This is a genomic window from Nostoc flagelliforme FACHB-838 (genome assembly GCF_014698065.1).
GTDB classification, from domain to species: Bacteria; Cyanobacteriota; Cyanobacteriia; order Cyanobacteriales; family Nostocaceae; genus Nostoc; species Nostoc flagelliforme_B.
In genome coordinates, this window is sequence record NZ_JACJSI010000005.1 from 116,825 (window position 1) to 129,895 (window position 13,071).

At 42.5% G+C, this 13,071-nt stretch carries 12 protein-coding genes; 4 read left to right on the forward strand and 8 right to left on the reverse strand.

Going from position 1 to position 13,071, the window contains the following annotated elements:
• Positions 1–557 precede the first annotated feature (557 nt).
• The 3 genes from H6G97_RS04300 to H6G97_RS04310 all read left to right on the forward strand — a co-directional run bounded on the left by H6G97_RS04300 (position 558) and on the right by H6G97_RS04310 (position 3,883).
• On the forward strand, positions 558–1,796 hold the full coding sequence (locus tag H6G97_RS04300) for an HD domain-containing phosphohydrolase (protein ID WP_190939469.1): 1,239 nt from the start codon (positions 558–560) through the stop codon (positions 1,794–1,796).
• Between the two features lie 202 nt (positions 1,797–1,998).
• Complete coding sequence (glmU, locus tag H6G97_RS04305) at positions 1,999–3,351, forward strand: bifunctional UDP-N-acetylglucosamine diphosphorylase/glucosamine-1-phosphate N-acetyltransferase GlmU (RefSeq protein ID WP_190939470.1); 1,353 nt, start codon at positions 1,999–2,001, stop codon at positions 3,349–3,351.
• Positions 3,352–3,460: 109 nt separating this feature from the next.
• Complete coding sequence (locus H6G97_RS04310; protein ID WP_190939471.1) at positions 3,461–3,883, forward strand: DUF29 family protein; 423 nt, start codon at positions 3,461–3,463, stop codon at positions 3,881–3,883.
• On the opposite strand, the gene H6G97_RS04315 is transcribed toward H6G97_RS04310, so the two are convergent.
• The 3 genes from H6G97_RS04315 to H6G97_RS04325 all read right to left on the reverse strand — a co-directional run bounded on the left by H6G97_RS04315 (position 3,874) and on the right by H6G97_RS04325 (position 6,004).
• Positions 3,874–4,827, reverse strand: coding sequence for an isoaspartyl peptidase/L-asparaginase (locus H6G97_RS04315; RefSeq protein ID WP_190939472.1), 954 nt, complete (start codon positions 4,825–4,827; stop codon positions 3,874–3,876). The genes H6G97_RS04310 and H6G97_RS04315 overlap by 10 nt on opposite strands.
• The gene (locus H6G97_RS04320; protein WP_094350216.1) at positions 4,827–5,021 is read right to left on the reverse strand and encodes a DUF2256 domain-containing protein; all 195 of its coding nucleotides are present in this window, start codon (positions 5,019–5,021) and stop codon (positions 4,827–4,829) included. Before H6G97_RS04320 ends, H6G97_RS04315 begins: the two co-directional genes overlap by 1 nt.
• Before the next feature lie 305 nt (positions 5,022–5,326).
• The gene (locus tag H6G97_RS04325; RefSeq protein ID WP_190939473.1) at positions 5,327–6,004 is read right to left on the reverse strand and encodes an SMI1/KNR4 family protein; all 678 of its coding nucleotides are present in this window, start codon (positions 6,002–6,004) and stop codon (positions 5,327–5,329) included.
• A 122-nt stretch (positions 6,005–6,126) separates the two neighbouring features.
• On the opposite strand from H6G97_RS04325, the gene H6G97_RS04330 reads away from it, so the two are divergent.
• Entirely contained in the window at positions 6,127–7,584 is a 1,458-nt protein-coding gene (locus H6G97_RS04330; protein ID WP_190939474.1) for a protein adenylyltransferase SelO, read from the forward strand.
• 72 nt (positions 7,585–7,656) lie between these two features.
• Here the strand turns inward: H6G97_RS04330 and H6G97_RS04335 are convergent, their stop codons facing one another.
• The 5 genes from H6G97_RS04335 to ndhL all read right to left on the reverse strand — a co-directional run bounded on the left by H6G97_RS04335 (position 7,657) and on the right by ndhL (position 12,093).
• Positions 7,657–9,381, reverse strand: a complete 1,725-nt coding sequence (locus tag H6G97_RS04335) for an ABC transporter ATP-binding protein (RefSeq protein WP_190939475.1) — start codon at positions 9,379–9,381, stop codon at positions 7,657–7,659.
• 311 nt (positions 9,382–9,692) lie between these two features.
• Entirely contained in the window at positions 9,693–10,352 is a 660-nt protein-coding gene (locus H6G97_RS04340; protein ID WP_190939476.1) for a heterocyst differentiation related protein, read from the reverse strand.
• 240 nt (positions 10,353–10,592) lie between these two features.
• Positions 10,593–11,420, reverse strand: coding sequence for a tryptophan synthase subunit alpha (trpA, locus tag H6G97_RS04345; RefSeq protein ID WP_190939477.1), 828 nt, complete (start codon positions 11,418–11,420; stop codon positions 10,593–10,595).
• A 124-nt stretch (positions 11,421–11,544) separates the two neighbouring features.
• Positions 11,545–11,856 carry a DUF3007 family protein gene (locus H6G97_RS04350; protein ID WP_190939478.1) on the reverse strand — a complete coding sequence of 104 codons (312 nt, stop codon included), beginning with the start codon at positions 11,854–11,856 and terminating at the stop codon, positions 11,545–11,547.
• 24 nt (positions 11,857–11,880) lie between these two features.
• The gene (ndhL, locus tag H6G97_RS04355) at positions 11,881–12,093 is read right to left on the reverse strand and encodes an NAD(P)H-quinone oxidoreductase subunit L (protein ID WP_190939479.1); all 213 of its coding nucleotides are present in this window, start codon (positions 12,091–12,093) and stop codon (positions 11,881–11,883) included.
• Positions 12,094–13,071 lie beyond the last annotated feature (978 nt).

Below are 13,071 nucleotides of genomic sequence, written 5' to 3' on the forward strand. Positions count from 1 at the left end.
ACGGGCTACGTTTACGCAACTACAAGCCTAATCCTCAATCTTTCCTTAATTCCCAAAAAGTTAGACATTTTTTGCCAAAAATTATGATTTCTTTTCCAGATACTCAGGCAACGAGTTTTGACTAGCCAATCATCTTGATATTATGGTAGTATTTAATACTAGTAGTAACTAATACTACTTGAGTATTGCTATAACTGAGTAAGTAAAAACATACATACCTAATGATTACCATAAAAACTTGAAACTAAAAACTCGATATCTTAAATAAAACGAACAATTATAATCCTTTTTGAGGCTGTTAGGCTAAATAATCACCGTAAAAAGCCTGATTTAACATTTGTGAAAATTCACCATACTGGGATTAAAAGCAAAAATTTTGAGAACAAAATACACCTTGTTTGTAACATAAAAGATACATGCTGCAAAAAATTTAGATAAGCAGCTTGATATCATGCATAATCTCTATGAAAACTCTGGCTCAGAAACAGTCGAATATTAAATTTTTTGTTGAAATCTAACACTGTTAACTTGTGCAAAAACTTGGAGGGAGTGCCTTTGTGATTCAATGGAAATCCAACCATACAGGCTTTACAGAAACAATTGTTAGTGGGTCAAACCCCATTAGCACAGCGAAGATTATTGGTTCAAATCATGCCGTAGAATCGCACAATGCGGAGGATTATTCTTTGGGCTTATCTCAAGAAGACTTTACGCTTGAAGATAGCCAAGCAGCGTCTTCTTGGATAAAAGCTGATGTTAGTTGTGCTAATGATTCATTGGTCTCTAGAACACTACAAGCTAAAGGTTCTAAAGTGAATGGGTTGGATTTAGATCCACCGAAGGTTTTAGTCGTTGACGATCATGCCGCCAGTCGCATGACTGCTGTTGCCCTCTTGGGAATGGAAGGATACGAAGTAATTGAGGCGGACAGTGGTTCTATTGTTGTGGGATTAGTAACACAAAAACAACCAGATTTGATTTTGCTGGATGTAATGATGCCGGGAATGGATGGATTTGAAGTGTGCCAATTGCTCAAACAGGATGAGCAGACTAGGCTAATTCCAGTGATTTTTATTACGGCATTAAATGACAGGCGATCGCGCATTCGGGGAATTGAGGTTGGGGCAGATGATTTTCTCACCAAACCCTTTGATCGTGTGGAACTGGCGGCGCGTGTAAAATCTTTGGTGCGGCAGAAGCGTCTGAACGAAGATTTAGACCATGCCGAACAAGTACTCTTTTCCATTGCCATGTCGATTGAAAGTCGCGATCCCAATACAGGCAACCATTGTCAACGCCTAGTAAAACTGGGACAAGTTTTTGGTGAATACCTCAACCTCTCACGCTACCAAATTCGAGATTTGAGGTGGGGTGGTTATCTCCACGATATCGGTAAGGTGGGTATTCCCGATGCAGTGTTGCTGAAAAAAGGTAAACTCACCCCCCAAGATTGGCAGATTATGCAGCAGCACGTTCTGATTGGAGAAAAAATCTGTCAGCCACTACGCAGTATGCGGGGTGTTATTCCAATTATTCGTCATCACCATGAACGCTGGGATGGTTCAGGCTACCCTGATAGGCTCAAGGGGGATGATATTCCCTACCTAGCGCAAGTATTTCAGTTAGTTGATATTTATGATGCTCTGACTAGCGAACGACCTTACAAAAGAGCTTTTACATCAACAGAAGCACTTTTAGCGATGCAAGCAGAAACCGATGGCGGTTGGCGTAGTCCCAAACTAATGCAGCAATTCACAGAGTTTATTAGCTCCGGTGAGAAAAATTTTAGAAAGTAAGGAGTAACGATTTGTAACTGCTGCAATGAACGCTAATTGGTATTATTGTAATTTCTGCCTTTGATGAGTAAACTTCTCCTAACTTTTTAATTCTGGCTCCTTTAATTTTCACTCTTTTATGATTAGCTGGTATGATTTGAGCCTAGATTTTAAAGTACCAAAAGCATTAATCATAATTTTACTGATAGCTGATAGCTAATTTATGGTAGTTGTAGCAATTTTAGCGGCGGGACGTGGCACACGCATGAAATCAAGCTTACCCAAGGTTTTACATTCTTTGGGTGGGCGATCGTTAGTAGAGAGAGTTCTCGAAAGCGTAGAACCACTTTCCCCCTCACGGCGAATCGTGATTGTGGGTTATCAGTCCGAGGAAGTGCAAGCCGCCATGCATTCAATTCCCAGTTTGGAGTTTGTTGAACAGACTGTGCAATTGGGAACAGGTCATGCTATCCAACAATTACTTCCTCACTTAGAAGATTACACTGGGGATTTATTGATCCTTAACGGCGATTTACCGCTGATACGCAGCGAAACCCTCAAGGAGATGTTACAAACTCACGCCCAAAATCAGAACTCTGCCACAATTCTCACCTCACACTTACCTGACCCCACAGGCTACGGGCGCGTTTTTTGTAACGATGAAAATATTGTGCAGCAAATGCTCGAACACAAAGATTGTACTGTTGCTCAAAGAGAAAATCAGCGGATTAACGCTGGAGTTTATTGCTTCCGTTGGCCAGATTTAGCAAAGGTGTTGCCCCACCTCCAGCCAAACAATGCCCAAAAAGAATACTATCTGACTGATGCCGTCATTCAGGTGGGAAAAGTTATGGCAGTGGATGTGAAAGATTACCAAGAAATTCTCGGCATTAACGATCGCTTGCAACTGGCAACAGCATACGAAATTTTGCAAAAACGGGTCAAAGAGAAATGGATGCTGGCAGGTGTCACCCTCATCGACCCCGCAAGCATCACCATTGATGAAACAGTAGAGTTACAGCCAGATGTAATTATTGAACCTCAAACTCACCTGCGAGGAAATACCGTTATTCAAACCGGAAGTCACATTGGGCCGGGAAGTTTAATTGAAAATAGCCAGCTGAGTGAAAATGTCACAGTGCAGTATTCAGTCGTAATAAATAGCATAGTGCAGGCGGGAAGTCGAATTGGCCCTTATACGCATTTGCGCGGTCAGGTACAGGTGGGTGCTGGCTGCCGTGTGGGGAATTTTGTGGAATTGAAAAATACGCAATTAGGCGATCGCACTAATGCGGCACATTTGTCATATATAGGTGATACCGTTGTCGGCAATAAGGTGAATATTGGCGCAGGTACAATTATTGCCAACTATGACGGCGTGAAAAAACACCGTACCAAAATAGGCGATCGCACGAAAACTGGTGCTAATAGCGTTTTAGTGGCTCCAGTCACCTTGGGAGATGATGTCTATATTGCAGCTGGTTCTACAGTCACAGAAGATGTACCTGATGATTCTCTGGTGATTGCCCGTAGTCGTCAGGTGGTGAAACCTGCTTGGCGCAAAAAGAGCCAATAAAGCGATAATTAAATCATCAGATTAGCTGATTCAACTAAAGGTACTAATGGTTTCTATAGTTTTAGCTTGTCCCATTTGAGTCATCAGAGCAAAACAAACACAATTTAGTATGGAAGAGCTGCTAGAACTTAGGCAATTTCTAGAACAAGGCAAAATCCATGAGGCGTTGCTGTTGGTGGATGAGTTAGAAGAAATGAGCCTCAGTGACAAAATCAATAAAATTGATAGTTATGGAGTAATTCTGCTCATCCATTTAATTAAACAAAACGCTGAAAAACGTTCTACTCGCTCTTGGGATGTTTCTATAGAAAATACAGTGCGTGAAATCAACAAAATAAACAAGCGCCGCAAATCTGGTGGTTATTACTTGAATCAGGCAGAATTAATCGATATTCTGCAACAAGGATATCAAGTGGCACTAAAAAGAGCGGCGCTAGAAGCTTTTGAGGGGCGTTATGAAGCCCAAGAATTAGCTGCAATGGTTGACCAGGAAGAAATCTTAACTCAGGCGCTAGAATTTATTCAACAATAGCCAATCAATTCACTATCATTCCATTCCAAAGTGTCGCCAATTTTTTCGCCGTCGTGGTAGGCGGCGAGTAAAATTTCGCTAGTTTTCCCCCAAGCGATCGCTCCACTAACATCTAAAGCGATCGCTCCCAAATCCCGTTTATTCTGATGTGCTTCTCCAAAGGATCGCTGCATCGCCTCCTTCAGAGACATCCCATCAGTGACACGTACTACAATCCGGGGAGCTAAACACTCATCAATGATATCTTCCCCAATGCCAGTACAACTAACACCAGCATTACTAGTTGCGTAATTACCTGCTGGCATTGCCGAATCACTTACCCTGCCAATCCGCTCAAAACCCTTACCACCAGTAGAAGTGCCAGCAGCTAACTTACCAGATGCATCTAAAGCTACTACACCGATAGTGCCGCGTCCAGCATTGCTAGTTTCTAGCAATTCGGGTTCTGCTACCACGCCAGCCATTGCGCTTTTAAAATTATCCTGGCGTTCTTGTATCCACTCTTGTAATCGCAAATCAGTTAAAGCGTTATAGCTGGGAAGTTGCATTTCCCGCGCCAACTCAGCCGATCCGAAATCTGATAGTACTCGGTCTGGTGAGTTTTGTAAGAATTGTGCCAACTCAATGGGATTTTTCACCCGCGAAATATTAATCACACCACTAAACCGCCCTAATGCGCCATCCATCAGGGAAGCACTCATGCGGATTTGTCCATCAGATTGCAATACTGAACCAGTACCAGCATTAAAACGGGGGTTATCTTCGAGCATTTGGCAACCCTGCACCACCGCCTCAGAAGCAGTTGCTCCTGACAATAGCCGAGAATAGACTTCTTCTATTACTGTATGGAGCGATCGACGCACCGCCTCTAATCCTCCTTTACCGTGGAGAGAACTACCAGCCCCCCCATGAATAATTAATTTAGGTTGCATCTGTGACTCCATTAATCTCTTGCGCTATTTGCGTCTGTATTGCGGTTAGTTTCATTTTGAGCTTCAGAACGGCGACGACGACAACGTTCTGAGCAGTATTTCACATCGTCCCAACAATCTTGCCACTTTTTACGCCATGTAAAAGGACGTTGACATACCGGACAGATTTTTGTCGGTAGGTCAGATTTAGAACGAACACGTCCCATAAAAATATTGTGTATGTAAGAGTTTAATTTCTGAGAGAGATGGAAGATAATTATAACCAGTTTGCTATAAAGTGAGGATAGTCTTAGCAAACAAATGTTTTGTCAATCTATCTTTAGAATTACTTCTTACTTATTTCCTACAGCAATTAGGCACAAGCAACGTAAAAACGTAGGTGCTTCTCTACGAGACGCTACGCGTAGCTTGCTTCCACGAAGTGGTACGGCTTGCCGCAGGCTACCGCAGAGGACGCAGAGAACACAGAGAAATGAAAGTTTGAAAGGTTTTTTGCGTAAGTCCTATAAAGTTAAGTTTCGCAAGACTGGCGAATTTGATCCAAACTTCGGTTGAGCCAGTCTTCATACCAATCATAAAAACTCAAAGGCTGCTCCTCATCACTATCGGGATAAAAATCATCAGGGTTGATGTCATGGAACGCATTACAAAAAGTCAAAGAAGTAGGATATATCCCATTATCATTAGTACGGTCATCTATCCAAATTTTTCCTGGCTGCTCTCCGGTAACAACTAACATTGCATAAATTCCACAACCATAATTTGTAATAGTGAGAGTGCCATGAATAAACTTATCATCAACGTAAGCATCACGGTTGGCATTAAGACCCGTATTATTCTTGACAATCAAATCTAAATTATTCCAGGCTTCTGTCAAAGGAAATGGTTTAGAAAGAATCTCGTATTTCTCTTGGTATAGTTTTTCTGAAATCACATCTTTATACTCAATTCCCAACAGTCCAGATAACCCGTATCCTGGCCCAGCACCACCATTACCAACTTCTAAGAGAAAGTTTCGATATTCGCCTGGTAGTATAATATTGTATCTGGACTCAAACACTTGAATATCTTTGTTACTCAAGCAAGGTTTAAATTGATATTGGTGTGATTCTGAGCCAAAAACCTCAAATGTAGCGTCTAAAATAGCTAATTGAGTTAGCTTTTTCTTTAATTGTAAAACTTTATTCATTATGCGCTCCAGAATTTGATGGTGGCGCTGCCATATTTTAGATATGGGTCGCTTTTTGCGTCTATGCTGATGGTGAAGCCAGAGGTAGTATTAAGAGAAGAATGAATTAAGCTTTGCTTGTAATGACTCTGGCTGAAACTCCGAACTACAAAAATTCTAACAATCCTTTTCTCTCCCTCAACTACGAAAGCGCCTTAGAATCTCTAGGCGGTGACTACTACGATGAGGTTGCAGCAGCGGAATTCCCCCAACACATCCTGCGTTGGCGCAACGATGAACTATTACCCCGTTTCGGTCTAGACCCCCAAGTAGTCAAAGACGAAGATTTTATCACAGCCTTTGGCCAATTTCAGGGGCGCAAACCCTTGTTAGCACTGCGTTACCACGGCTATCAATTTGGTGAATATAATGGGCAGTTAGGTGATGGTAGAGGCTTTCTCTACGGGCAAGTACGCGCCAATGATGGCGAATTGTACGATTTTGGTACTAAAGGTTCTGGGAGAACGCCCTACTCCCGTGGTGGCGATGGTATGCTCACGCTCAAAGGTGGGGTGCGGGAAGTTCTGGCTGCGGAAGCACTGCACTATTTGGGTGTACGTACTTCGCGCTGTCTGAGCATGATTGAAACAGGTTTACCACTCTGGCGGGGCGATGAACCTTCGCCTACTCGTTCTTCTGTGATGATTAGAATGAGCAGTTCTCATATTCGGTTTGGCACTTTTGAGCGACTGCACTATTTTCAGCGTCCAGATTTAACTAAGAAGTTATTAGACCATGTAATTGAACAGTATTATCGAAACTTAAATACTGAACAAGATAAATACGCCCTGTTTTACGCCCAATTAGTTAAACGGGTCGCAGAACTAGTAGCGCAGTGGATGACGGCTGGCTTTTGTCATGCAGTCTTGAATACTGACAATATGTCGATTACAGGAGAAAGTTTTGACTATGGCCCTTATGCATTTATCCCTACTTATGACCCATACTTTATAGCTGCATATTTTGACTATTCTGGACGCTACTGTTACAGTAATCAACCAATTATTTGCAAGCTGAATTTAGAAATGCTCCAGGAACCCTTTAAGGCAATTATTGATAAAGGCGATATGGAGGCTAGTTTAGCTAGGTTTGATGAATATTATCAAGCTGAATACACTTCTTTGATGTTGAAAAAGTTGGGTTTTGTGGGATTGCAACATCCACAAGCTGAAGAACTCTTAAATCTGACGATTGAATTCCTGAAAGCGAGTCAAGTTGGTTATCATCAATTCTTCTATGATATGGCTCGCACTTTTTCATCTAAATGGCGAGATGAACCAGGTTTTGTAATGAACAGTTCAAATATTGTACCAGTACCAGGTGCATCGACAATTTTTGATGATTGGTGCATACTATACCATAAAATCTTGAATGATTTTGATAGCGATCGCTCCGATTTAATTGCTCAAACTCTCGCTGTTCATAATCCCAAAACGGCATTATTAAGACCTGTAATTGAATCTATTTGGGAAGCAATTGCTCAGGAAGATAACTGGCAACCTTTTTATGAGTTAATCAAGGCAATTCAGTCTCGGAAATAGTTAAAAAGGGGGCATGGGGTATTGAGTATTAGTTATTTCTTCTCTGCTCCTCATCTTCCCCACTGCCAACTCCTAACTAAACTGCTGGGCATGAAATCGCGCATAGCGATGCTCTAAGGCTAATAATTCTTCATGGGTTCCTGATTCGACAATTTGTCCTTGTTCAAGAACTAAAATGCGATCGCACCTCCTAACTGTCGATAAACGGTGAGCAATAATAAACACCGTTCGTTTTTCCATCAGTCTTTCTAGCGCTTCTTGTACTAGTGCTTCTGACTCGGAATCTAATGCTGATGTCGCCTCATCAAGAATCAAAATTTGGGGATTGAGCAAAACAGCACGAGCGATCGCAATTCTTTGTCTTTGTCCACCGGATAAGTTTACCCCACGCTCACCCACCCAAGTCTGATAACCTTCTGGCAGCTGACTAATAAACTGATGGGCATTTGCAATTTTTGCCGCCTCTATAACTGCTTTAATCTCAAAAACATCTTGTCCAAAGGCAATATTTTGAGCAATTGTCCCCGAAAACATGATGGTTTCTTGAGGGACAATCCCAATTTGCCGCCGCAGACTATGCAGCTTGACATCCCGAATATCAACACCGTCAATCAATATTTGACCAGCTTCGGGGTCGTAAAAACGGGGTAAAAGATTCACAAATGTGGTTTTACCAGCACCAGAAGCACCCACAAGAGCGATCGCTTCACCTGGCGATACTAATAAACTGACATCTTTTAATACAGGCTCACCTGGTTTATAGGCAAAGGAAATATGACGATATTCTACTTTGCCTTTGACTGGGGGGAGAGCGATCGCATTTGTCTTTTCGATCACCGTCGGCTGAATTGCCATCAATTCAAAAACGCGGTCAACAGATGCTTCACCCTGCTTAAATTCGTTGTAGTTATTAGTAGTGTGACCAATGGGATCAATTAACAGCGCCGCCGCCGCCAAATAGCTGAAAAAACTCGCCACCGTCAAGTTGGCTTGGGAAATTTGCCACGCTCCCACAATCAGTAATGATAAGGCACTTAAGGCTTCCAGAAATCCGATGATCGGAATCTGAATCGCTTTCAGGCGTTCGGCTGAGTATTTGGCTTTGAGGCTGCGTTCTGCTTCATGACCAAAGCGGGCGATTTCGTAATTTTCGGCAGCAAAAGCCTGTACCAAACGAATACCGTTGAAAACTTCTGAAAGGATAGCTGATAAACCCGACACGCGGTTTTGACTTTTTAAGGAATATTTACGTAATCGTTCCCCAAACCAGCCAATTAAAATACCCATCAATGGTGCAATTATCACCGTTGCTAATGTCAGTTGCCAATTCAGGTAAATCATGTAAATCGGAATTGCCAGCAACTGCAAAATGCAGGGGATAAAGTCGTGAAATGCTTTATTTACCACTTCGCCAACGCGGTCAACATCTTCGGTGAGGCGGTAAGATAAATCACCTGATTTTGCCGTTTCAAAATAGCTGAGATTTAGCTTTTGAAGATGGGCGTAGACTTGTTGGCGGAGATGAAAAGCAACTCTCAAAGCAGCTTTCGCCATGTACATATCTTGTATAGACTGAAACAAGCCTCTGACAAGAAAGACTAAAGCACAGCTACCAGTTATTTGAGCGATCGCTACTACATTACCTTGAGCAAAGGGAATTGCCAATTTGCCGGCGAGATTTATCAACACTAATGTCGCCAGTACGTAGCCGAAAATACCAATAAGTCCCTTGGTGATGGTTCGCCACTGGAGTTTGATATAAGGCAGCAGTTGCCAGTAATTAGAACGCGTTTTCAAGCTGTGACGTCCAAAACAATATTTTACTTTGTTTGACGCTAGCAATTTTTGGTGAGTTTCTGAACAGTTAAAGAATTCAAAAGGTTTATTGCCTACAGGGAGACTCCGCTTCTGAATCTAGAGTAAACTTCTTCCAGAAGTGGGGTAAAGGGGAAAGAAATGAAATTTTCCCTTTCCCTTTAACCTTTCCCCAACATCTTGCAAAAATCACTTTTGCAAGATGTCTAGTAACAGCGCAATAAATCTCGTTTTCAGGTTTTAACTGGAAACGAGATTTTAAACCGATATTTATCTGTGCTGTTTATGCCTTGTTAGTGCATTTCGTCGTATTCTGGAGCTTCAACTCGTCTTGCTTCCATCCGAGAAGCAGGCAGAAACTCAGCACGACGGACTGGAACCAAGGGCGGCGTATTTCCTTGGTAGGGGTGAATCACTTGTACAGTACGTGCTGGACGCTGACGGGGCGAGAACAAAGCCAATACCCCAGCAACGACAACACCACCACCAATAGTCAGAGTTGCGCCACCCACAGCCCAAAGCATAGGTGAAGACCACCAAGAAGGATTTTGCGGTTGGAATGCTGCTGTTTTTTGTTGGTTATTTTGTTGGGCTAATTGCCACTGCTGCTGAGTATTGAAATTTTGGACTTGACCTTGGAGTTGTTGATTTTGCAACTTTAGCTGTTCATTGTCGTTTTTTAAACGCTCTAGCTGCATTTGCGTGTTCAACTTCTCCACCTCCAGACGCTGGTCAGTAGTGGGAGCAGTCGGTGGCTGACTGGGATACATTGGTTGCCCATAAGGGCTATAAGGATACATTTGTGGTTGTATTCCTGGCGCCACTACAGTCCCTGGCATTTGCGGAGCAACGGCAAAGTTAGGTTGTATGGGGGTATTTGTTCCTTTGAGCAATACGAGAGCCGCCAGCCCAGCTACGGCGACCCCGCCGATAAACGCCATACTCTCACTCATCGCCTTTGCTCCTGAATTGCGACGTAACTATAATAATCATTTGTGACTGACTCACTCTCACACTCATAAATTATGCCTATTTGATTTCACATAATACTCAAACTATAAGCGACTATATCAGCTAGTTTTTTTACATCATGATATCTGATGTTAATATTCAAAACCATAATGGTCAAATTGTCTACCAAAGGAGGATAGAAAAACTACACTGTTATACTTTTTAATCTACTTTGTTTCTGTCTAATTAAGAGGAGTATTTGTGCTGGTGTTGTTGGTCTTGATGGCTGCCTTGAGACTTTGACAAAATTCTGCGATCGCATTTAGTCCCTGTTCTGGTGTACCTTGGGCTAACCGTTTCACAAAAGCGCTGCCGACAATCACTCCATCTGCGCCCCATTCCCTTACCTGATGGGCTTGGGCAGCTTCGGAGATGCCAAAACCTACACCAATGGGTTTGTCAGTAACACCACGAATTTGTTTGAGTAAATCTGACACTCGGATTTCTAGTTGCGATCGCATTCCCGTAACCCCTGTGACGCTGACTAAATAAATAAATCCTTGGGATGAACGAGCAATGGCCTCTATCCGTTCCGCAGAACTGGTGGGAGCTACCAACAAGATTACATCAATTCCCTTTTCACTAGCTGCTTGGAGCAAGCTTGCTGCTTCCTCTAAGGGTAAATCTGGTATTACCAGCCCGGCGACCCCAGCAGCAGCAATTGAAGAAAGAAATTTGTCAATTCCCCGATGCAAAATTGAGTTGTAATAGGTAAATAGGACAATAGGCGATCGCAATTTGGGAGTAATCCCTTGCAGCATTTCTAGTATCTGCTCTAATTTCGTACCTTTTTCCAAAGCGCGGGTAGCAGCAGCTTGAATCACTGGCCCATCAGCCAGAGGATCGGAGTAGGGTATGCCCAGTTCTATAATGTCGGCTCCACTACGATCTAGAACCTGCAAGGCTTTCGCTGTTGTTTCTAAATCTGGATCGCCGGCAGTGATAAACGGAATTAGAGCGCATTCACCATTGCGCCCAAGAGTTTCAAAACAATCAGAAATTGCAGTCATTTTAGTCAAGTGTCAATAGTCAGTGGTCATTGGTCAGTGGTCATTAGTCATTGGTCATGAGCTTTAGGCAAGTTACAAAGGACAAATGACAAAGGACAAATGATACAACTGACCAATGATAACTTTACACCTGAGATTGCTCTTCTTGTTCTATTTCAGCTTGAATTCGTGCCAATTCTTCGGGACTAAGCTCGTCTAGCCGCTTTTGCAGAAAGTCTTGCTCATACTGTTCCCGCTGTTGGTGGTAGGTCATTTTTTGTCCCACCGCACGGAAAAAATAGGTGGCTAACCAGCCAACTAACCCACTGATTAGTAAGACTTGGCTCCATATACCAGCTTTCTGATTATCCAAACCAACTAGCTGTAATCCTATATAAGCCAAGCCACCGGCAATAAACACACCCAAGCCAATTCCAATAGCGTCAATCCGTCGCATGAGAGTTATGACCTACCAATTTCGTTAAACTTGAATTTGTCGCCGTTGGGGTCGAAAATTTACAAACGGCGATAGAACCAACAAACCTGGAAAGAAGAAAAACACCAAAAAGTACATAAAGACACGCTCAATGGAGCTAGCTACATACCAACGCAGCTTCAGGTACAGCAAAACAGCAACGGGAATTACTAGAAGGTAAGCTCCAGCCAAAACGAGATACAGCAGGGCGACAATCATAACTTTATTTGTCTAAGCATCTGTTTTCCATCATAGGCTGAAGAGCCAAACTCAGAGAAGTATAGTCATAATGCTTTCAACATGACCGCGCCAGAATTCCTCAAAACCTCGCCGCCCGCAAGCTAAATCATGCTTTGGCAGATTGGAGTAATTTTATCGTATATCATCACAAAAGCTGATATCGTGCTATTATGATAAACTCACTAGCAACAAATTCTTTAGTCAAATAAGATCGAAAACTGATCCAGATTCATAACGAATAAAACCAAGAAAACTTCCAATTTTGGGAAACAATCGGACAATTTGGAAAAATATTTTCAATTTAGTTGGACAAAAGACACAATTGATGGTGGAATAGATGAGGAGGGATTTGCTGCCTCCAAAAAATAACTAGTTATACTAGTTGCCAAATACCTACGGGGGCGTGGCGGAATGGTAGACGCTACGGACTTAGACAACTGAGCCTTGAAGGAGAAATCCCTCAAGTGGAAGCTCTCAAACTCAGGGAAACCTAAATCTGGTGACAGATATGGCAATCCTGAGCCAAGCCGAAGAAAGTGCTGAGTACTGAGTAAAGTTAAAACTCTTAACTCACAACTATTCGGAAGGTGCAGAGACTCGACGGGAGCTACCCTAACGTTAAGTCGAGGGTAAAGGGAGAGTCCAATTCTCAAAATCTGAAGCTTCTGAAGTCATCAGGTAGCAGTGAAAGCTGCGGGAGAATGAAAATCCGTTGACCGTAAAAGGTCGTGTGGGTTCAAGTCCCTCCACCCCCACTAAAAATCTAAAATACCGAAAGGTTTTTATAAAATATATGGGCGTGTTTTATCTAATCGTTAGATGAACTCGCCCATAAACTTATGTATGCTCTTCGATTCTTAGAGACTTCAAAAAAATATATTATTCATTCTAAATTGTTTGCTGTCGGTGAACACATCTGTGAGTCTTACGAGAGAATGTTTTCACTGGAACTCCTTT

Bases quoted from the DNA above. Each gene is read 5' to 3' on its own strand.
- ndhL (WP_190939479.1), bottom strand. From the start codon at position 12,093: ATGATTGTCGCCCTGCTGTATCTCGTTTTGGCTGGAGCTTACCTTCTA.
- H6G97_RS04310 (WP_190939471.1), top strand. From the start codon at position 3,461: ATGGAAGAGCTGCTAGAACTTAGGCAATTTCTAGAACAAGGCAAAATC.
- H6G97_RS04350 (WP_190939478.1), bottom strand. From the start codon at position 11,856: ATGCGACGGATTGACGCTATTGGAATTGGCTTGGGTGTGTTTATTGCC.
- H6G97_RS04315 (WP_190939472.1), bottom strand. From the start codon at position 4,827: ATGGAGTCACAGATGCAACCTAAATTAATTATTCATGGGGGGGCTGGT.
- glmU (WP_190939470.1), top strand. From the start codon at position 1,999: ATGGTAGTTGTAGCAATTTTAGCGGCGGGACGTGGCACACGCATGAAA.
- H6G97_RS04325 (WP_190939473.1), bottom strand. From the start codon at position 6,004: ATGAATAAAGTTTTACAATTAAAGAAAAAGCTAACTCAATTAGCTATT.
- trpA (WP_190939477.1), bottom strand. From the start codon at position 11,420: ATGACTGCAATTTCTGATTGTTTTGAAACTCTTGGGCGCAATGGTGAA.
- H6G97_RS04320 (WP_094350216.1), bottom strand. From the start codon at position 5,021: ATGGGACGTGTTCGTTCTAAATCTGACCTACCGACAAAAATCTGTCCG.
- H6G97_RS04330 (WP_190939474.1), top strand. From the start codon at position 6,127: ATGACTCTGGCTGAAACTCCGAACTACAAAAATTCTAACAATCCTTTT.
- H6G97_RS04340 (WP_190939476.1), bottom strand. From the start codon at position 10,352: ATGAGTGAGAGTATGGCGTTTATCGGCGGGGTCGCCGTAGCTGGGCTG.